This window comes from Rhizobium sp. PAMB 3182 (assembly GCF_052908355.1).
This window is the reverse complement of record NZ_CM128607.1, coordinates 3396717-3416143: the sequence shown is the minus strand read 5'-3', so window position 1 is coordinate 3416143 and position 19427 is coordinate 3396717. Positions and strand designations below refer to the sequence as shown.

20 protein-coding genes and 2 pseudogenes are annotated in these 19427 nt (G+C 61.5%); 16 read left to right on the top strand and 6 right to left on the bottom strand.

Features of this window, described 5'->3' with window-relative positions:
- The first annotated feature begins 401 nt into the window (after positions 1–401).
- From ACU5AZ_RS16390 to sciP, 11 genes and pseudogenes are all read left to right on the top strand, one after another.
- Positions 402–1337 (top strand): DMT family transporter, encoded by a 936-nt coding sequence (locus tag ACU5AZ_RS16390; protein WP_446823401.1) that lies wholly within the window; start codon positions 402–404, stop codon positions 1335–1337.
- Between the two features lie 92 nt (positions 1338–1429).
- Entirely contained in the window at positions 1430–2059 is a 630-nt protein-coding gene (locus ACU5AZ_RS16385) for a HupE/UreJ family protein (protein ID WP_446823400.1), read from the top strand.
- A gap of 4 nt (positions 2060–2063) precedes the next feature.
- Positions 2064–2831 carry a hypothetical protein gene (locus ACU5AZ_RS16380; RefSeq protein WP_446823399.1) on the top strand — a complete coding sequence of 256 codons (768 nt, stop codon included), beginning with the start codon at positions 2064–2066 and terminating at the stop codon, positions 2829–2831.
- Positions 2828–3415: a DUF1007 family protein gene (locus tag ACU5AZ_RS16375; RefSeq protein WP_446823398.1), complete on the top strand. Its 588-nt coding sequence runs from the start codon at positions 2828–2830 to the stop codon at positions 3413–3415. The genes ACU5AZ_RS16380 and ACU5AZ_RS16375 overlap by 4 nt, the downstream gene beginning before the upstream one ends.
- Positions 3416–3523: 108 nt before the next feature.
- Positions 3524–3784 carry a CopG family ribbon-helix-helix protein gene (locus ACU5AZ_RS16370; protein WP_446823397.1) on the top strand — a complete coding sequence of 87 codons (261 nt, stop codon included), beginning with the start codon at positions 3524–3526 and terminating at the stop codon, positions 3782–3784.
- Positions 3781–4122 carry a type II toxin-antitoxin system RelE/ParE family toxin gene (locus ACU5AZ_RS16365; RefSeq protein WP_446823396.1) on the top strand — a complete coding sequence of 114 codons (342 nt, stop codon included), beginning with the start codon at positions 3781–3783 and terminating at the stop codon, positions 4120–4122. The genes ACU5AZ_RS16370 and ACU5AZ_RS16365 overlap by 4 nt, the downstream gene beginning before the upstream one ends.
- 142 nt (positions 4123–4264) lie before the next feature.
- Positions 4265–7651, top strand: a complete 3387-nt coding sequence (locus tag ACU5AZ_RS16360; protein WP_446823395.1) for a hybrid sensor histidine kinase/response regulator — start codon at positions 4265–4267, stop codon at positions 7649–7651.
- Positions 7644–8178: pseudogene (locus tag ACU5AZ_RS16355) on the top strand (response regulator); the annotation flags it as partial. The gene ACU5AZ_RS16360 and the pseudogene ACU5AZ_RS16355, both read left to right, overlap by 8 nt.
- 68 nt (positions 8179–8246) lie before the next feature.
- Positions 8247–8564, top strand: a pseudogene (locus tag ACU5AZ_RS16350) (response regulator transcription factor); the annotation flags it as partial.
- A 135-nt stretch (positions 8565–8699) separates the two neighbouring features.
- On the top strand, positions 8700–9740 hold the full coding sequence (locus ACU5AZ_RS16345; protein ID WP_446823394.1) for a DUF2793 domain-containing protein: 1041 nt from the start codon (positions 8700–8702) through the stop codon (positions 9738–9740).
- A 214-nt stretch (positions 9741–9954) separates the two neighbouring features.
- Positions 9955–10230, top strand: a complete 276-nt coding sequence (gene sciP, locus ACU5AZ_RS16340; RefSeq protein ID WP_261929379.1) for a CtrA inhibitor SciP — start codon at positions 9955–9957, stop codon at positions 10228–10230.
- Between the two features lie 81 nt (positions 10231–10311).
- Here the strand turns inward: sciP and ACU5AZ_RS16335 are convergent, their stop codons facing one another.
- Both ACU5AZ_RS16335 and ACU5AZ_RS16330 read right to left on the bottom strand, forming a co-directional pair.
- Positions 10312–10764 (bottom strand): paraquat-inducible protein A, encoded by a 453-nt coding sequence (locus ACU5AZ_RS16335; protein WP_446823393.1) that lies wholly within the window; start codon positions 10762–10764, stop codon positions 10312–10314.
- A 202-nt stretch (positions 10765–10966) separates the two neighbouring features.
- A complete protein-coding gene (locus tag ACU5AZ_RS16330) occupies positions 10967–11317 on the bottom strand; it encodes a flagellar export protein FliJ (RefSeq protein ID WP_446823392.1) in 351 nt (116 codons plus the stop codon).
- A gap of 444 nt (positions 11318–11761) precedes the next feature.
- Between ACU5AZ_RS16330 and ctrA the strand changes: the two genes are divergently transcribed.
- A complete protein-coding gene (gene ctrA / locus ACU5AZ_RS16325) occupies positions 11762–12463 on the top strand; it encodes a response regulator transcription factor CtrA (RefSeq protein WP_261929376.1) in 702 nt (233 codons plus the stop codon).
- Positions 12464–12631: 168 nt separating this feature from the next.
- Here the strand turns inward: ctrA and ACU5AZ_RS16320 are convergent, their stop codons facing one another.
- Positions 12632–12994 carry a response regulator gene (locus ACU5AZ_RS16320; RefSeq protein ID WP_446826027.1) on the bottom strand — a complete coding sequence of 121 codons (363 nt, stop codon included), beginning with the start codon at positions 12992–12994 and terminating at the stop codon, positions 12632–12634.
- Positions 12995–13145: 151 nt separating this feature from the next.
- Entirely contained in the window at positions 13146–13793 is a 648-nt protein-coding gene (gene chpT / locus ACU5AZ_RS16315) for a histidine phosphotransferase ChpT (RefSeq protein ID WP_446823391.1), read from the bottom strand.
- A gap of 305 nt (positions 13794–14098) precedes the next feature.
- Here chpT and ACU5AZ_RS16310 point away from each other — a divergent pair, with 305 nt between their 5' ends.
- Positions 14099–14689 carry a DUF1134 domain-containing protein gene (locus ACU5AZ_RS16310; RefSeq protein ID WP_446823390.1) on the top strand — a complete coding sequence of 197 codons (591 nt, stop codon included), beginning with the start codon at positions 14099–14101 and terminating at the stop codon, positions 14687–14689.
- Between the two features lie 175 nt (positions 14690–14864).
- Positions 14865–15995 (top strand): hypothetical protein, encoded by a 1131-nt coding sequence (locus ACU5AZ_RS16305; RefSeq protein WP_446823389.1) that lies wholly within the window; start codon positions 14865–14867, stop codon positions 15993–15995.
- Between the two features lie 30 nt (positions 15996–16025).
- Here the strand turns inward: ACU5AZ_RS16305 and ACU5AZ_RS16300 are convergent, their stop codons facing one another.
- A complete protein-coding gene (locus ACU5AZ_RS16300) occupies positions 16026–16862 on the bottom strand; it encodes a TrmH family RNA methyltransferase (protein ID WP_446823388.1) in 837 nt (278 codons plus the stop codon).
- A 4-nt stretch (positions 16863–16866) separates the two neighbouring features.
- On the bottom strand, positions 16867–17247 hold the full coding sequence (locus tag ACU5AZ_RS16295; protein ID WP_446823387.1) for a hypothetical protein: 381 nt from the start codon (positions 17245–17247) through the stop codon (positions 16867–16869).
- A 29-nt stretch (positions 17248–17276) separates the two neighbouring features.
- Between ACU5AZ_RS16295 and ACU5AZ_RS16290 the strand changes: the two genes are divergently transcribed.
- Together ACU5AZ_RS16290 and rpoH are read left to right on the top strand one after the other, a co-directional pair.
- A complete protein-coding gene (locus ACU5AZ_RS16290; RefSeq protein ID WP_446823386.1) occupies positions 17277–18305 on the top strand; it encodes an RluA family pseudouridine synthase in 1029 nt (342 codons plus the stop codon).
- A 166-nt stretch (positions 18306–18471) separates the two neighbouring features.
- Entirely contained in the window at positions 18472–19386 is a 915-nt protein-coding gene (rpoH, locus tag ACU5AZ_RS16285) for an RNA polymerase sigma factor RpoH (protein ID WP_446823385.1), read from the top strand.
- Positions 19387–19427 lie beyond the last annotated feature (41 nt).

Below are 19427 nucleotides of genomic sequence, written 5' to 3'. Positions count from 1 at the left end.
GCCCGGCTGTAGCTCGCCAGGAAAAGCTCGATGTTTTGAAAGGAGATCTGAAGAGGAGCAAAAGCTCCGGAAGCAAAAGTCACAAGCAAAGTTCGATGCCTCATATATAGCCGTTGTGGAGAAACAATCAATCACAATCGGTAATTTAGTTCCTCGACCACCCCGGATCAGAGCGATACTTTTTCATCAACAGCTTGAAACCATTGCCTATATTGAAATAAATTTTCTTTGCCTGCCGACATCTGCGCCACGGCCCGCGCCGTGCCGGCTTGCCACTGGCGCCGCGTGGTGACACAAAAGCATGCGGTCCGCGTTTTCCCTTCGACTCGTCCCGGAAACGTCTCGGCCCGCACTCCAATGATCCCATCCTTCCCTTTCCCTCTTCTCTGTCGAAGGCCGGAATGAGCACCCAGAACCAGACCGGGACGCAATCGCCCCCGCCCGCCGAAGAGCATCGCCACGGCGCCCTGATCGCCAGGATCGCGCCCGTGCTCTTTCTCGTCTTCTGGTCATCCGGTTTCGGTTTCGCCAAGGTCGGCCTGCAGCACGCACCACCGCTGACCTTCCTGGCGCTACGCTACGGCATCATCGTGGTCGTCTTCCTGCCGCTCTTCTTCATCATGCGCGCGCAGGCGCCGGCAAAGGCGATAGGCTGGCTGCACATTGCCGTCGTCGGCTTCCTCATCCAGTCGGTCTATTTCGGACTTGCCTATGGCGGCATGAACCTCGGCGTCTCGGCGGGAGTGACGGCGGTAATCGCCTCGATGCAGCCATTGCTCGTTGCGCTTGCCTCCCCCCTCGTCACCGGCGAACGGATCAACCTCGTCAAATGGGTCGGGCTTATCCTGGGTGCTGCCGGCGCCATCATCGTCATCGTCGGCAGCCAGACGGAGGAAATGGGCGCGGCGCTCGACATCGGCCTCATCCTCTGCGTCGGTTCCACCATCGGCATGGCCGCAGCCACGCTCTACCAGAAGCGCTTTCCGGTCAAAGCCCATCCGGTCACGGTCAACCTGATCCAGTATGTGGTCGGCCTCGTCACCATCGCCCCCATGGCGCTCACCTTCGAAAGCGGCCCGGTCGACTGGAGTGCCGGCCTTTTCGTCGCACTCGGCTGGCTGGTTGTCGCCAATTCGCTGATCTCGATCTCGCTGCTGCTCTTCATGCTCAGCCGCTCCGAAGCCTCCAAGGTCTCGGCGCTGTTCTTCCTCATTCCGCCCGTGGCCGCTGTCTTCGGCTGGGTGCTGCTTGGCGAGCAGCTCACCCTGATCGCAATCGCCGGGATGGTGATCGCCGGCTTCGGCGTCTGGCTGGTATCGCGGCCACAGGCCGCATGAAATCGGCAGCCAATCGACACAATCTTGCCGGACTTGACCGCTTGTCATGGTGGGATAAAGATTCCGGCAGGCAAGATCAGGAAGGGCGATCCATGACAAGACAGGCGGACGGGAAACGCACCGCGACGGGCGACGCAGGCAGCAGCCTTTTGACGCTTGCGCTCGCGGCCGTGTTCGTGGCCGGCCTTCCGGCCATTGCCGAAGCCCATATCACCCAGGATAGCGCGGGCGGCTTCGTCCACGGCTTCCTGCATCCTCTGTCCGGTGCCGATCACCTGCTGGCGATGTTTTCCGTCGGCCTCTGGGGCGCGCAGATGGGCGGCCGCTCGGTCTGGAGCCTGCCGATCACCTTCCCATTGATCATGGTCATCGGCGGCGTGCTCGGCATTGCCGGCGTGCCGATCCCCGGGGTCGAGATCGGCATTGCGCTTTCGATCCTCGTGCTCGGCGCGGCGATCGCCTTTTCCTGGAAGCCGCAGGAATGGGTGGCGCTCGCCATCATTTCCGTCTTCGCCATCTGCCACGGCTACGCGCACGGCGCGGAACTGCCGATCGCCACAGATCCGGCTGATTACGCCATCGGTTTCGTCGTCGCGACGGGAATGATCCACATCCTCGGCATTCTCGTCGGCCTCTACGCCGGACGGCTATACAATGGAAAACTCGCCCGCATTCTCGGTGCCATGATCGCGCCGGGCGGCGTCTACTTCCTGATGAGCTGACCCGGTGACGCCCGTCGGATCGGTTGCACGCACCGGCGGCTGGCGCCGGCATGTCGCGCTTACCCTCGCCCTCTTTATAGCTGGGACCGGCTTGATCGTCCTCTCGGCGATCAGCGAAACGGACGTCCAGGGCGACCTGTTGCGATGGGCGCTGCAGCCCTCCCTGTCCTTCGACCGTCTTCTGCCGCTGATCGGCTTCGGCTTTCTGCTGGCGCAACTGCCGACCCGACCAAGGCTTGTCGCCACCGCCCTGCTGATGGCCGGCATGGCGGCAGGGTTTGGCGCGCGTGACATCTTTTTGAAGGTGGTGGCACCGCTTCCGGGCGCCGGCACGCACTTCTTCTATGCCGGACCGTTGGCGACGCTTGCCGTCGGGCTCTGTCTCGTCCTGCCCGTCAGGTGGCGGACCTGGCCGGCCCAGCCTGTCGCCTTTCTGACCGGCATGCTGCTGGCCATTCTCGTCAGCCTCTCGGACCTCACCCTGCACGATCGCTTTTTCGTGCCGCAAAACCTCGCCGCATCGCTCTGGACCGTCGCATTAGCGGCCGCCCTTGGCCTGCTGGCACGCTTTGCCTGGGCGGGAACGGCGACGCAGATCATGGGAAGCTGGCTGATCGCCATCAGCCTGCTCTATGGCGGAGCCTTCGCTGTCTCGAAAGACCAGGGATTTCATCCGCCGGCCTTTTCCGCCGTCCCCACCGGCGAAGAAGACTATCCCGGCTTCGGCCCGGTGCTGGGAGAACTGGACGCCAGCGGAGACAACAAGCCATGAGACGGTCGCTCCTTGCTCTGGCACTTCTCACCACAGGCGCGCTGCCGGCATTCGCCCATCCCGACATCGCCGTCACCGTTCGCGTTCTCTTCGACGTGAAAGGCGGAAACCTTGCCGCGCTGGCGGAAACCTGGACCTTCGACAAGGCCTACAGCACCTATCTGGTCAAGGCATTCGACGCCAATGCGGACGGCACCTTCGATCCGGACGAAATCCAGGCGCTCGCAGCGAAGACGAAAGCCGATCTCTCCGGCCTGGGCTACCTGACACGGCTTGCGGCGGAAGACGGCACGCGGTTTGTGCTGACGCTCGCAGTCTTTCACGCGGAGATCCGCGACGGCGATGTGACGGTCTCGCTGGGGCTGACGCCGCCTGAAGCCATTCCCCTTGCCGGCAGATCCCTCTCGGCAATCGTTGCCGACACCGGCTACATCGCCGACATGCGGCTTGCCGACGACCGGCCGGCGATGATCCGCAACGACGATGCCGCGGCCAACTGCACGACGACCATCAGCCCGGCACCGGACCACGCCTATTTCGGCGGACTGGTGATCCCGGAGAAGATTACGCTTACCTGCCAATAAGGAAGCGCTTCCATTTTCGTGCGAGAGAGTTTGAGCGGCAAAGGCGATTGAGTTTGACCCAAATCCTGCGTCGAGGTATCCTTTGTATTACAAATGAAGGAAAAAGCGATGTCAGAACATAAGCTTTCAGATCCGATCACGATGCGTTTGCCAAAGGACGTACTGTCCGAAATCGAAGAGATCGCTGAAATCTGCAACCGAAGCCGAAGCTGGGTTTTCGTTCGCGCTTTGAAATCCTATCTGGCAGCGGAGGGACGTGAGATCATCGAACTTGCAGAGGCAAAGCGGGATATTGATGATGGACAGGGTCACGATCTGGATGAACTCGTTGATGAGGTGGATGCCATCGTCAAAGAAGCGGCAGCTTGAAAGTCACCGTCGCGCCTCGCGCACGAGACTATGTGAGGCGCGAAGCAAGTTATCTTAAATCAAGAAGTCCGAGAGCCGCCCAGCAATTCCTTGATGATCTGAAGCGACTGAGACAGGAACTGTCACGCTTCCCGGAAATGGGAAAATTCAACGCCGATATTCCGGTTCCAGGCATCCTGCGCTTCGTCATGGGCGAGTACCTTGTCGACTATCAGATTTTGAATGACGAGATCGCGATTTACGCCGTTCGTCACGGTCGCGAGCAGCCGCCAAGGATTGAACTGGACGAGGATTTCAACTTCGAAAATCCCACAGGGACGAATTCCAGCACAAAGTGACAGTGCTTCTCGGGTGGCGATCCCTCTCTCCGGCCACTCTAACTCCCCTTGCAAATTACCCGCAATCCGCAGACACTCGCCACAATTTCAAAGAAGACGGCGACCTCCCACGACCGTCACACGGGAACAGCAGACGAGCCCTATGGCCGCACGCCAACGCATCATACCCGTCCGGCGCGAGTATAACCGCTGGGTGGCGAACCAGACGCTTGAGGATTACGCACTGCGGTTTACGGCCAAGAGCGCGCGCCGCTTTTCCTCCGAACGCATCTCGCAGACGGCGATCGGCGCGATCTCCTTCCTCGCGCTTGAGGCGATCGGCGGGGCGATCACTCTTTCCTACGGCACCACAAACGCCTTCTTCGCGATCGTCGTCGCTTCCATCGCCATGCTGACCGTCGGCCTGCCGATCAGCCGCTATGCGATCCGCCACGGCGTCGACATCGATCTTCTGACCCGCGGCGCGAGCTTCGGCTATATCGGTTCGACGATCACCTCGCTGATCTATGCCAGCTTCACCTTCATGCTGTTTGCCATCGAGGCGTCGATCATGTCAGGAGCGCTGGAGCTGGCCTTCGGCATACCGCTCTGGATTTCCTACATTATTTCGGCCGCCGTGGTGATCCCGCTTGTCACCCACGGCGTGCAGCTGATCAGCCGCTTCCAGCTCCTGACGCAGCCGTTCTGGATCATCCTGAACGTCCTGCCCTTCGTCTTCATCGCGCTGTCGGACTGGCAGAAATTCGACCTCTGGCGCGCCTTTGCCGGCATTCATCATCCGCCGGCGGCCTCCGGCACCGCCCCCTTCGATCTCGTCGAATTCGGCGCCGCATCTGCCGTCATCCTGGCGCTGATGGCGCAGATCGGCGAACAGGTCGACTTCCTGCGCTTCCTGCCGCCGGAAGGCACGCGAAAGCTGCGCCACCGCATCGCCATCTTCCTCGCCGGTCCCGGCTGGGTGATCGTCGGCGCTCCGAAGCTCTTGGCCGGTTCCTTCCTCGTCGTGCTGACGCTGAGTTCCGGCGTTCCGGCCGACCGCGCCGCCGATCCGTCACAGATGTACCTGACCGCCTTTGGCTACATGATCCCTTGGCACAATGCCGCCCTTCTGCTGATGGCCGCCTTCGTGGTCGTCTCGCAGCTGAAGATCAACGTGATGAACGCCTATGCCGGTTCGCTCGCCTGGTCGAACTTCTTCTCCCGCCTGACGCACAGCCACCCCGGCCGCGTCATCTGGCTGTTCTTCAACGTGGCGATTGCTCTCCTTTTGATGGAACTCGGCATCTACAAGCTGCTCGAGGAAACGCTCGGCATCTTCTCGATCATCGCCATGGCCTGGCTCTGCACGATCTCGGCCGATCTCTTCGTCAACAAGCCGCTCGGCCTCTCGCCGCCCGGCATCGAGTTCAAGCGCGCCCATCTCTACGACATCAACCCGGTCGGCCTCGTCTCGATGGGCCTGTCGGCGACATTGGCGCTGATCGCCCATTTCGGCGCCATGGGACCGACCGCCGCCTCGCTTGCGCCGTACATCGCGCTGATCGTCGCCTTCATCGTCTCGCCGCTGATGGCGTTCGCGACCGGCGGCAAATATTACCTCGCCCGCAAGCCTCGACGGAAATGGCAGGAGATGTCGACCATCACCTGCTCCATCTGCGAACATCCCTTCGAGCCGGAAGACATGGCCTGGTGCCCGGCCTATGCCGCGCCGATCTGCTCGCTCTGCTGTTCGCTCGACAGCCGCTGCCACGATCTCTGCAAGCCGAAGGCGCGCTTCAACGCGCAAGTCGGCGCGGTCGCCCGCCGCCTGCTCTCCGACGAGATCGTCACGCGCCTGACGACGCGGCTCGGGCGCTACGGCATCGCGGTCGTCCTTGCCGTCTCCGCCATCGGCGCGATCCTGGCCATGATCGCCCATCAAGTCGGCATCTCCGCGCCGGAAGTCGCCGAGGTGGTCAACCGGACCATCCTTGTCGTCTTCTTCGTCTTCGCCATCCTGACCGGCGTCGCCTGCTGGTTCTACGTGCTCGCCCATGACAGCCGCGTGGTCGCGGAAGAGGAATCCTCGCGCCAGAACACGCTGCTGCTGAAGGAAATCGCCGCCCACCAGAAGACCGACGCGGCGCTGCAGAAGGCCAAGGAGGACGCCGAAGCCGCCAACCGCGCCAAGAGCCGCTATGTCGTCGGCCTGTCGCATGAACTCAGGACGCCGCTCAACGCCGTGCTCGGCTATGCGCAGATCCTCGAGCGCGACGACACCATCCCCGCCCCGCGCCAGTCGGCGATCAAGGTGATCAAGCGCAGCGCCGACCACCTCTCCGGTCTGATCGACGGCCTTCTCGACATTTCCAAGATCGAGGCGGGCCGGCTGCAGGTCTACTCCAAGGAAATCAACATCCAGGATTTCCTCGACCAGATCGTCGACATGTTCCGCCCGCAGGCGCAGGCCAAGGGTCTGTCCTTCGTGCATGAACGGCCCGCCCACCTGCCGCAATATGTCCGCACGGACGACAAGCGGCTGCGGCAGATCCTCGTCAACCTGCTGTCGAACGCCATCAAGTTCACCGACCGCGGCGAGGTTCGCTTCACGGTCGCCTATCGCAGCCAGGTGGCGACCTTCACGGTCGCCGATACCGGCCGCGGCATCTCGGAAAAGGACATCGCCCACATCTACGAGCCCTTCCAACGCGGCGAGGCGGAGACCGTGCAGCCCCGCCCCGGCCTGGGCCTGGGCCTGACGATCACGCAGTTGCTCACCAATACGCTCGGCGGCGAGATTTCGGTCTCCAGCGTCAAGGACGAAGGCTCGACGTTCAAGGTGCGCCTGATGCTCGCCGCCATCGACAGGCCGAGCACCGCGCCGGCAGCGGAAAAGCGCATCATTTCCTACACCGGCCCGCGCCGCACCATCGTCATCGTCGACGACAACGAGGATCACCGCAGCCTGATGCGCGAGGTCCTCGAACCGATGGACTTCGTCGTGCTGACGGCCGAAAGCGGCGAGGAATGCCTGCAGCTCGTCTCGGAGCTGAAGCCCGATCTGTTCATGATCGACATCCTGATGCCCGGCATGACCGGCTGGACGCTGGCAACAAGGCTGCGCGACGCCGGCCAGACCGCGCCGATGCTGATGGTGTCCGCCAATATCGGCGACGGCTCCTATCTGGAGGGCGGCACCGACGCCCACAACGACACGCTGGCAAAGCCGGTCAACATCCGCCAGATGATCGACAAGCTGGCCGCCTATCTCGGTCTCGACTGGATCTACGAGGAGGAGCGTGTCGAGGAAAAGACCGACCGGCATTCGGCGATCGCCAATCCCGGCATTTCCCATGTGCGGGAATTGCGGCAGCTCGGCGAAATTGGCTATGTTCGCGGCATCGAGGCGAAACTGGCCGAGATGGAGAAGCATGAAACCCACCGGCCCTTCGTCGAGGCCCTGCGCGCCTATGTGCAGGCATTCGACATGACCGGCTACATGGATTTCCTCAGCCAGTTCGAAGAGAAAGGCATCAAGGCCAGTGGTTAGCAGCGGGCTCCCGAGAGACATTGTCCTCCTGGTCGACGATTCCCCGGACGCGCTGGGCTTCCTGACGGATGCGCTTGAGCAGTCAGGCTTCTCCGTGCTGATCGCCACATCCGGCGCCGCAGCACTCAACATCGTCGACCGCATCACCCCGGATCTCGTGCTGCTCGATGCCGTGATGCCCTCCATGGACGGTTTCGAGACCTGCCGGCGGCTGAAGGCCAATCCGGCGGCCGCGCAGATCCCCGTCATCTTCATGACCGGCCTGTCGGAAACCGAGCACATCGTCCACGCGCTCGAATCGGGCGGCGTCGACTATCTGACGAAACCGATCAACATCGACGAACTGCGCGCCCGCATCCGCGTGCATCTCTCCAACGCCCGCTCCGCGCAAAGCGCCCGCGTGGCGCTCGATGCCGCCGGCCGTCACCTGCTGGCGGTCAAGAACGACGGCAAGATCCACTGGTCGACACCGCAGGCAACCCGCCTCGTCAATGCCGCAACCGGCAGCGACGACGGGCTGGAGATCATCACCGAGAACGTCGGCCGCTGGCTCAAGGCGCGCGAGAAGGCAGATGGCGGCGACAGCGCGCTGACGATCTCGCACAACGGCCGTGCCGCGCTGCAGCTGACCTTCCTCGGCGCGATCGGCGGCGACGAATATCTCTTCCGGCTGACGGCCGCGAACGAAAGCAGCGACGACGAGATACTGCGCCAGCACTTTCCTCTGACGAACCGGGAATCGGAAGTCCTGCAATGGATCGCGAAGGGCAAATCCAACCGCGATATCGGCGAAATCCTGGGATTGAGCGCCCGCACGGTCAACAAGCACCTCGAACAGATCTACATCAAGCTCGGCGTCGAAAACCGCGCCTCCGCAGCCGTCAAGGCAGCGCAGGTGTTGTTGGAAATGTGAGCGCGGGCGGGGAAATACGGGTAGGCACTGCCCGGTTTCCGTTTTGATTTCAACAGCAGTGCGGCAGCCTTCTCCACCCCCTCGGCATCACATCCATACTCTCCGGCAGTTGTTGTTTTGCCGGAGACGATGCCCATGTCCGAGATCACCGCCAATCTGAAGATGCCCTATATCCTGCCCTCGCAGGCACAGAAGCATGTGACACATAACGAGGCGCTGCAGCTGATCGACGCGGTCGTGCAGTTGACGATCGAGAACACGCTGGACGAAGAACCCGAGGCGCCGGAGGAAGGGGAATGTTATCGGGTCGGCGACAGTCCGACGGGCGTATGGACAGGCAAAGCGGACCGCCTCGCCTTCAGGCAGGACGGCGCCTGGATCTTCATCGAACCGCTCGAAGGTTGGCGCGCCTGGTTCAAGGCTGATGGCCGGCAACGCTACTGCACCGGCACGGATTGGGTCGAACTGCCCTTGCCGGATGAGACGAACTTCTCGAAGCTCGGCGTCAACGCCACGGCGGACGCCAGCAATCGCCTGGCGGTCTCCTCTCCGGCGAGCCTCTTCAACAATGCCGGCAACGGACACCAGATCAAGGTCAACAAGGCGGCGAGCGGGGACACGGCCTCCCTCCTCTTCCAGACCGGATGGTCGGGCCGTGCCGAGATGGGACTGGCCGGCAACGACGAATTCTCCGTCAAGGTGAGCCCCGACGGGGCGAACTGGGCGACGGGCTTTTCGATCGCGCCCGGCGGCATCGTCCGGCTGCCGAACCGGCCGCTTGCCCGCGCTGCGCTCTCGCCGCTGACGGCAACGCCTGCCGATGGCGAGGAGACCGGCTTCGACACGCTGCACATCGCCCAAGGCGGCGTCTCGCTCGGAGCCTCGCTTGCCAGCGGTTACGGCAAGACGCTCGTTATCCCGGCATCGGGCTTTTATCTCGTCGGCCTCTCCACCCGCATCGTCTCGACGTCCGGCCACATGGCCGTACTGACGGCCAACGGCTCGACCGGCCTTGTGGCCGTTAACGATTTCGCAACAGTTGCGGACGGCTACAGCCAGTTTGCCGGCGCCGTCACCTATCTTTCCGCCGGCGATACGCTCAGCCTGAAGCATTACGGCACGGCGACATATGAGTTCGATGTGACGAAAACCGAGGCGATATTGGTGATGCTGTGAACATCCGACGAAAATGTTTGAGAAAAAGATTCTTTCTGCGGACTGTCCAAAAGCACCCGATTGCCCCGCCAAACGGCTGATTCAGGCCGATTATGGCGCAAATCGGGCCAAGGTATTTTCAATTCTTATCAAATTCTTACTTGGCCTTTAGGCAAATTTTAAATGTGGCGGGCTAGTGTTGCCCCATATGGTCTTGTGTTTAGTAGAGAGTCCAATGACCGAGTTAATGCGTCCACGTGTAAAATATGTCATCGGTCCTGATGGCAGCCCGCTTACTATTGCTGATTTGCCACCCGCCAATACCCGTCGCTGGGTCATCCGCCGAAAGGCCGAAGTCGTCGCCGCCGTTCGCGGTGGCCTCCTCAGTCTGGAAGAAGCCTGCGAGCGCTATACCCTTACAGTTGAAGAATTTTTGTCCTGGCAGTCTTCCATCAACAGCCATGGCCTTGCTGGTCTGAGAACCACTCGCATCCAGCAGTACCGCCATTGATGGAAGGGGCATCAGCCCCTTTCACACCCTTTGCTTCTCTTCCCCAATTCTTGTCGGTATTTTAAATCCGGGCCTTGCTTCTCACGCGCCCGGCTTTGGCGCGATCTGCGGCAGGATACCCGACAGGATCGCCGATCCCGCATAGAACCACAGTCCCGGCTGGGTGAAGGCCGTCGCGAAACCCGACGTCTTGGCCGCGAAGATGACGATTGACACGAGCATCACGTCCATCATCGACCACTTGGCGAGATAGGGAAAGATCGCGACCAGAAGCCCCTTGCCCTCCCGCGGCTTGCCGTCCACGAATTCCGCCGTCAGCACGATCAGCTTGACGATCGGGAAGACGACGGAAAACAGGCCGACGATGACGGCCAGCAACGCGTCGCCGTTCCCCCAGAGTTCGAGCAGCAGACCGATCAGCGACGGCGTTTCGGAAAAGAAGTGCAGCTTGTTGAGTTCGATGAGCGGCAGCACTAGGCCGAGCGCCAGCATGAAGGGCGCGGCGAAAAGGCAGAGTGATCTCAGAAATTTCAATGTTATGCCGCTCCGCCCCTTGGGTCTCCCGCCTCCCCGACAGAAAGGCGCAACCACCGATGTAGCGACGCCTTGCGCCCTCCGCAATATGCGGGCCGGATATCTGCTATGTGGAACGACGCGCGGGCGCCGGCCGGCAGAAGCCGGCGGACGCCCGTTTAAAAACGGTCCCGGGAGCAAATAGGCTAGACGGCCGGTCGCGTCAGGCGCGCAGGCGCTGCGAGCTGTCCCGCTCCTCAAGCGCCGCGGCCTTGGCGTATTCCGCCTCGACCTCTTCCAGCGCCAGTTCGGCCGCATCCTGCTGGATCTTCAGTTCCTTGATGGATCCCTGAAGATTGTCGGCGCGCTGCCGCGCCGCCTTGGCGAAGGTTGGATAGGCAAAATGCGACGGATCGCTGATGCCGGACTTCTTCTCTTCGAAGGCAATCTGGTTTTCAAGTTCGTCGGCCATCCGCTCGAACTCGGCCATCATCATCTGCAACTGCTGCAACTGACGGCGCTTTTCCTTGACCTGAAATTCCTTCAGGCGTGTAAGGCTCTCACGTGACTTCATACGCAATACTCCCGTGGATACCGAGACCCCGGCTCATTCACAAAAACACCCTACCGACCCAATCGAAACGAATCGGTTAACGAAAAAAAATCGACGGCGTTAACAAAAACCTACCGCTGGTAACCTTTCGTTTACGGGCATGGTTAATCATAGGGGTGATCATTTAAGGGTCAGTAAATGCCAGGGCCGATTTTTAGGTCTCGACAATGATGAGTCGAAAGAATCAGTTAGCGGGATTTCTTCACGTACTGATTCACAAATGGCGATGTCAGATTCACGCGGAAAAACAGGAGCCTGCTAAAAATATTTAATAAATTCGATACTCCTTGCCAGAAGGAATTAGAATTTGTTAACCATTACGTGGCAGCTTTCCTAACAGGCAACGACTGGACCGGGCGCTTCTAGGGGCTGTCAAACCTTTTAGCGGCGGAAAAGGGGATAAATATGCGGGTTCTACTCATCGAAGACGATAGTGCGACAGCACAGAGCATCGAACTGATGCTCAAATCGGAAAATTTCAACGTCTACACCACCGATCTCGGTGAAGAAGGCGTCGATCTCGGCAAGCTGTATGATTATGACATCATCCTGCTCGACCTTAACCTTCCCGACATGTCGGGCTACGAAGTGCTTCGGACGCTTCGCTTGTCCAAGGTTAAGACACCAATCCTGATTCTCTCCGGCATGGCCGGCATTGAAGACAAGGTCCGGGGCCTCGGCTTCGGCGCCGACGATTACATGACCAAGCCGTTCCACAAGGACGAGCTGGTGGCCCGCATTCATGCGATCGTTCGTCGCTCGAAGGGACACGCCCAGTCGGTGATCACCACCGGCGACCTAGTCGTCAACCTGGATGCCAAGACTGTCGAAGTCGGTGGCCAGCGCGTTCACCTGACCGGCAAGGAATACCAGATGCTGGAGCTGCTTTCGCTCCGCAAGGGTACCACGCTCACCAAGGAAATGTTCCTCAACCACCTCTATGGCGGCATGGACGAACCGGAACTGAAGATCATCGACGTCTTCATCTGCAAGCTGCGCAAGAAGCTCGCCAATGCGGCCGGTGGCGCCAACTACATCGAGACCGTATGGGGTCGCGGCTACGTGCTGCGCGAGCCCGACGGCAGCGAGTACATGGAAACCGCCTGATCCAAGGCCAAGCCAGAGCCCCCTTATCCGCGATCAGCCGCCAGGACGGAAACGTTCCGGCGGCTTTTCCATGTCCGCAATCGGGAAGAACGGGTAAAGACGAGCGACATGGAGCCTCGCCTCCCGGAGGAGCCGGGCGCATTGCCTCGAATTTCGGTGTCCAGATGGTCAGGCCGCGACGATGAGGTGGCCGAACTTCTCGGTCAGGATGCGCCGGTCGAACGGCTTCATCAGGAAATCGTCGGCACCGGCGCGCTTGCCGGGCATCATCGTCTTCAGATCGGCCTCGATGACGCAGTAGTAGATGCGCACGTCCGGCCCGTTGGGCAGAGCGCGGACATTGGCGATCAGGTCGAGAGCGCCTTCCATGGCGGCATCGACGACGAGAATCTTCGGAAGGTCCGCTTCGCAGCGTACGATCGCCTCGCGGGCGCTCGATGCTTCCATGACCAGATAGCCGATTTCGGACAGGATGCGCTTGCCGACCTTGCGGACGATGTCCGATCCATCGACGATCATCAGTCTCGGCATGGCCATGGCGATCTCCTTGCGGTCCCAGGTCCACCATTCCGGGCCTCAGAACGGCACGGGCTGGCTCAAGCAAATGGGAGCGCCACGTGCCCGCCTGGCGCGGACCTGTAACGCTCCCAACAAAATATAGAACCAGTGCGCTAAGGAATGGTTACGCCGCCGGCACAACTTCTGCGGTGAAGATGATCGAGTCCTCGGTGACCTGGTACTCGATCTTCATGCCGGCTTCCTCGGCGAGCAGCACCGTGTAGTAGGGCTGCACCGCATGTGCATCGACGGCTTCCGACAGCGTGCCGTTCAGCAGTTCGACCATTTTCGCCGGAACGCGCATCATCCGGCCTTTGGAGACGAGCGAGAACTTGGCGTCGAATTCCGGATTCTCAAGCGTCACGTCGATCGAACCGCCGCGCGGGATCGATGCGTAGCTGACCAGGAACAGGTTGAGGAGCAGCTTGACGCGGTTCTTGGCAACGATGGCGCGCGGACCGTTCCAGCTGACTTCGACCTTCTTTTCCGCCTGAGCGAAATCCTTCGCGGCCTTTTCCGCCTCACCGGTGTCAATCGAGGCGCCGACGGATCCGGACGCACCGAAGGCGAGCCGCGCGAACTTCAGACGCACCGAGGCGTTCAGCGCGCTGGTACGGATGAGATCGAGCGCATCCTCGTCGGTGCCACCCTCGTCGAGAAGCTCGAGACCGTTGTTGATCGCACCCACCGGCGAGATCACGTCATGGCAGACGCGGCTGCACAGGAGAGCGGCCAGGTCCGGGCCGGAAAGGGTGAGGTTCGGATTGCTCATGGTCGAAAGTCTCCTGATGAATGGTCGCGGCGCGCGTGGCGCGGTGTTGCCTGCCGCCGGGCGCGCGTCAATGGGTTGCCGTGTCCCTGGCACAGGAAAATGGCGTGGCGCTTGTCTCGCGACAATGCGTCATTTTCCCGTATCAGCTTCACCGATATCACATCGGCGGCCCAAATAGTCCGCCCGAGACGCAAGTAATAAAGGCAAATCGACGGTGCCATAATGACACCATATTTGGTAAACCGATTGTTAAGGGGAAAGGTGGAAAATGCTTACATCCGAATTACCGATGAACGGGTGAAGCCATGTTTCTGAAAAAATTGCGCACCTGGGCACACTTGCGGCTCGTCACCGCCCTTTTGGCTTTCATGAGCCTGACCGTGCCTTCCAGTTCTACTTACGCCGCCACGAACTCCGAATATTCGATGCAGGAAATCGTCGATGCCGGTCATTCCTTCTTCGGCGAAACGAGCGGCGGCCTCGCCAAGGTGATCGAGACGGCGTTTTCCAAATACGGCCTGCCGAATGGCTATATTCTCGGCCAGGAAGGCTCCGGAGCACTGATTGCCGGCCTGACCTACGGCGAAGGTGCGCTTTATACCAAGAATGTCGGCGAACACACCGTCTTCTGGCAGGGCCCGTCCCTCGGCCTCGACTATGGCGGCAATGGCGACCGCACGATGATGCTGGTCTATGATCTGCCGAATGTCGACGACCTCTATAACCGTTTCGGCGGCGTCAACGGCTCGGCCTACGTCGTCGCCGGCGTCGGCATGACGGTTCTGAGAAACCGCGACGTGCTGCTGGTCCCGATCCGCACCGGCATCGGCGCGCGGCTGGGCATCAATGTCGGCTACCTGAAGCTGACCCGCCAGCCGACCTGGAACCCCTTCTGATCCGGTTCCCGCGTTAACCACGACAGAGAATTCAGGCGGCCTGCGGGCCGCCTTTCTATTTCCGCCGGCGGTCAACAACTTGCCGCTGTCAGTATAAGGTGCTTTAAGTACCGCAACGGAACAGACGAAACGGCCGACCGTGATCGAATTTGCTCTCTTGTTTGGATTGGGCTTCTTGAGCGCCGCATTGGCGTTCCTTCTGCTGGCTCCCGCAATCCACCGCCGTATCGTCCGTTACACCGAAAGGCGCCTTCAGGCGACCATGCCGCTTTCCCCCCAGGAGATATCCGCGCAGCGCGACATGGCGCGCGCCACCTATGCCGCCGAGAACGCGAAGGCCAGCATCGAGCTGACGAAACAGCGCGAGAAGGCGACCCATCTCGAAGTGCGCAACAACAGCCTGTCGGAAGAGGCACGCAAGCTGCTGTCGGAAAACCGCGAACTGAAGATGCAGGTCGAGGAGATGAGCGTCGAGGCCGCCGACCTGCGCTCGAAGATCCGCGACGAGGACGGCTACGTGATGCGTCTCAAGCAGCACCTCAATGAAGCGGAGCGGGCGATGGCCGCCAAGGGCTTCAGCGCCGAGACGCTACAGAAGCGCGTGGATCTGGTTGCCTCCAACCTCGACACGCTGAAAATCGAGATCGCCAGCCGCGATACCGAAATCGAGAACCTGAAATACCGCCTGTCAACCATCCGCGAGGAACGCGAGGCGCTGCGTCATGAACTGAAGGAAATGACGCACCGCGCCAAGGAAGCCGAGTTCCAGGCCAGCCGCCAGGAAAGCAAGGTGGCGAAGCTGGAGAACCGGCTGGAAGAGGAAGCGGCGAAGAATGCCGATTCGCAGACGGCACTCAGACAGCGCATACAGGACATCCGCCAGTTGACGGAGCGGCTGAAGGCCGCCAATGCTGACGCGAGAAACGGCAATGCCGCCACCGGAATGCAGACGCCGGGAGGCAATGCCGCGCCGAATGCCAACGGATCGCCCCATGCAGGAGAACAGTCTGCCGTGAAAATGCTGTCGCCAGACGAAATGAGCCGGTTGCGCGAGGAACTCTATCACCAGAACACGGCGCTCTCCGAGCGACTGATGAAGGCAGGTTCCGCCGACAAGGACGACGCCCTGCGCACGGAGATCGCCACGATGGCGGCCAAGGTGGTGGCGCTGACCGCCAGCGAGGAAGGCGCCGCCTCGCCGATCCGCAGCCTGCTCTCCGACATTTCATTCGATGACGGTGATCCCGTGCCCGGCAGCCTGGCCGAGCGCGCCCGCAAGATGCTCTCCGGCGAAGCCGCCGAATAAGCCACCCCTGCTTCCCGTAAATATAGGCGTTTAGCTCAGTCGCCCGGCCGCCGAGGCGATTTCGTGGAGCGCGATGCCGGCCGCCGTCGCGACGTTCAGGCTGTCGAGGCCCGGCGCCTGGGCGATGCTGACCACAGTGAAGCGTGACAGGATCTCGGGCGAAAGCCCCTCCCCCTCGGTGCCGAGCACAAGGGCAGTGCGTCCCTGTGGCGCCACATCGGTGATACGCCGCTGACCGGAGGGCGACAGGCAGAATACGTCGAAGCCGGCCTCTGCAAGGCGCGCGACGAGGTCGGTATCCAAGCCGCCGCGCACGTATGGCACCGACAGCACCGCCCCGACGGAGACCCGCAGCGCCTTGCGATAGAGCGGATCGCAGCTGGTCTGGTCCAGGAGGACGGCATCGACGCCAAAGGCGGCCGCATTCCTGAAGATTGAGCCGATATTGTCGTGGTTGGAAATGCCGCAGGCGACGACCACCAGCGCATTTTCCGGCAGAACCGAAAGCTGCGCCTCGAAGTCGGGCGCATTCTGCCGCCGTCCCAGCGCCAGGATGCCGCGATGCAGGTGAAAGCCGGCAATTGCATCGATCACCGCCTGCTCAGCGACATAGACCGGAACATCCGTCGGGAAGGTTTCGAGAATGTCCTCGATGCCGTTGAGCCTGTTCCTGAGCACCAGCACCGCCTCGCAGACAATGCCCTCGCCGCGGCGGTGCGCCTCGGCCAGCATCCGCAGCACCACGGTACCTTCGGCAATGAACCGGCCCTCGCGGTGTGTCATGTCCTTTTCGCGGATGTCGCGGAAATAGGCGATCCGAGGATCCTGCGGATCATCGACGACGATGACGGAACGATCGATGGACATGGGATCAGCGGCTGCCGACGTTGATGTCGGCAATGATGCGACCGGTGGCAATGTCGAACACGAAGGCCTTGCGCGCGCCATCGGCCATACGGCCGAAGAACAGCACCTGGCCGTCCGAAAGCGACGTGTCATCGACCGTGAAGCCCTCCGGCAGGGCGACGCTTGCGGTCAGCGGCTGGTCGGACGGCACGGAAAGCGGGCCGGAGACGGTCGCCGGCTTGCCCGGCGTCTGCGTGACCTTGTAGACAACGGCCGCCAATACCGCCATAAGCATCACGCCCATGATGCCGGCCGATACGAGCTGAAGGCGGACCATCTTGCGGCGGACGTTTTCCATCGCCGGATCGAGCGGCTTTTCGTCTTCGTCTTGCTCGATATGAGCCATGTAATTCGCCTTTCACACGGGAACTGGAAATGAAAGCCCCCTTTAAACAAGGTCACGACAATAAGAAAGTCCTCACGGCGGATGAAACGGCATCCGGGCGGCTGGACACCTGGCTTGCGGCCGGCCTGGAGGGGGAATTCTCGCGAAGCCGCATCAAGAGCCTGATCGAGGGCGGCAACCTCACCGTCAATGGCAGCGTCGTCGACGGTGCGCACCGCAAGATCCGTCCCGGCGACGTCGTGGAGATCACCCTGCCGGAGCCGGAAGACCCGGAACCCCAGGGCGAGGACATCCCGCTCGACATTCTCTACGAGGACGATGATGTCATCGTCATCAACAAGCCCGCCGGCCTCGTCGTCCATCCGGGCGCCGGCAACTGGACGGGAACGCTGGTCAACGCCCTCATCCATCACTGCGGCGACAGCCTGTCGGGCATCGGTGGCGTGAAGCGCCCTGGCATCGTCCACCGGCTGGACAAGGATACGACCGGCGTCATGATCGTCGCCAAGAACGACCTCGCGCACCGCTCGTTGTCGGCGCAGTTCGCCGACCATGGGCAGACGACAGAGCTTGCCCGTGCCTACAAGGCGATCGTCTGGGGTCGTCCACCGCAGATGCGCGGAACGATCGACCTGCCGCTCGGCCGATCGATTTCGGACCGTACCAAGCGCGCTGTCAAGCGCGAGGGCGCCGTCGACGCAGACCACGCCGTCACCCATTTCGAGGTGCTGGAGCGCTTTCAGGAGCGGCCGGACGCCACCTCGCTCGCCTCGCTTGTCGAATGCCACCTGGAAACCGGCCGCACCCACCAGATCCGTGTCCACATGGCCCATATCGGCCATCCGCTGATCGGCGACGCACAATATGGCGGCGGCTACCGCACCAAGGCGAACCTGCTGCCGGACGAGGCCAAGGCCGTCGTCAACCGTTTCCCGCGTCAGGCGCTACACGCCTTCATGCTGCAGTTCGAGCATCCCTCGACCGGCGAAGTCATGCATTTCGAAGCCCCCCTGCCCCCCGACATGGCCGAGCTGGCAGAGGTTCTGAGAGCCGTCTGAAATTCACCAAAGCGTGAAGGCGAAAACCGCTTGAAACACGGTTTTGCCGTACTTATCTGTGATATCTATCAGTGTGGGGTTCGATAGGAACACACGCGTTTTTGGCCTGCTCAAAAGCGCCGCCGCCGCGGCGCGAGGGGTCATCGAGAAAGAAGGAGGGGTGCTTATGGCCCGCGCATCATTGCCAGTCATCGCCTCGGGCGAAGCCGGCCTCAGCCGGTATCTGGACGAAATCCGCAAATTTCCCATGCTGGAACCGCAGCAGGAATACATGCTTGCCAAACGGTATCAGGAGCATGGCGACCGCAACGCCGCCCATGAACTTGTCACGAGCCACCTGCGTCTCGTTGCCAAGATTGCCATGGGCTATCGCGGCTACGGCCTGCCGATTGGCGAGGTCGTTTCCGAAGGCAATGTCGGCCTCATGCAGGCCGTGAAGAAATTCGACCCGGAACGCGGCTTCCGCCTGGCGACCTACGCCATGTGGTGGATCAAGGCCTCGATCCAGGAATATATCCTGCGCTCGTGGTCGCTCGTGAAGATGGGCACCACCGCCAACCAGAAGCGCCTGTTCTTCAACCTGCGCCGCCTGAAGGGCAAGCTGCAGGCCATCGAGGACGGCGATCTGAAGCCCGATCAGGTCAGCGAAATCGCCACCAAGCTGAACGTCTCCGAGGAAGAAGTCGTCTCGATGAACCGGAGGCTCTCCGGCGATGCATCGCTGAACGCACCGATCCGGGCGACGGAAGGCGAATCCGGCCAGTGGCAGGATTGGCTGGTCGACGACCACGAAAGCCAGGAACAGGTGCTGATCGAGCAGGACGAGCTGGAAACCCGCCGCTCCATGCTGGTCAACGCGATGAAGTCGCTGAACGATCGCGAAAAGCGCATCTTCCAGGCCCGCCGCCTGTCGGAAGATCCGGTGACGCTGGAAGAGCTGTCGGCCGAATTCGACATCAGCCGCGAACGCGTCCGCCAGATCGAGGTCAGAGCCTTCGAGAAGGTGCAGGACGCGGTCCAGAAGGAAGCCCGCGAACGCGCCAAGGCCGTTCGCGTCGTGGACGCCGACGCCAGCCTCTGAGCGCTGCGAAATTGCAAATATAAAAAACCGCCCGGCGTGCA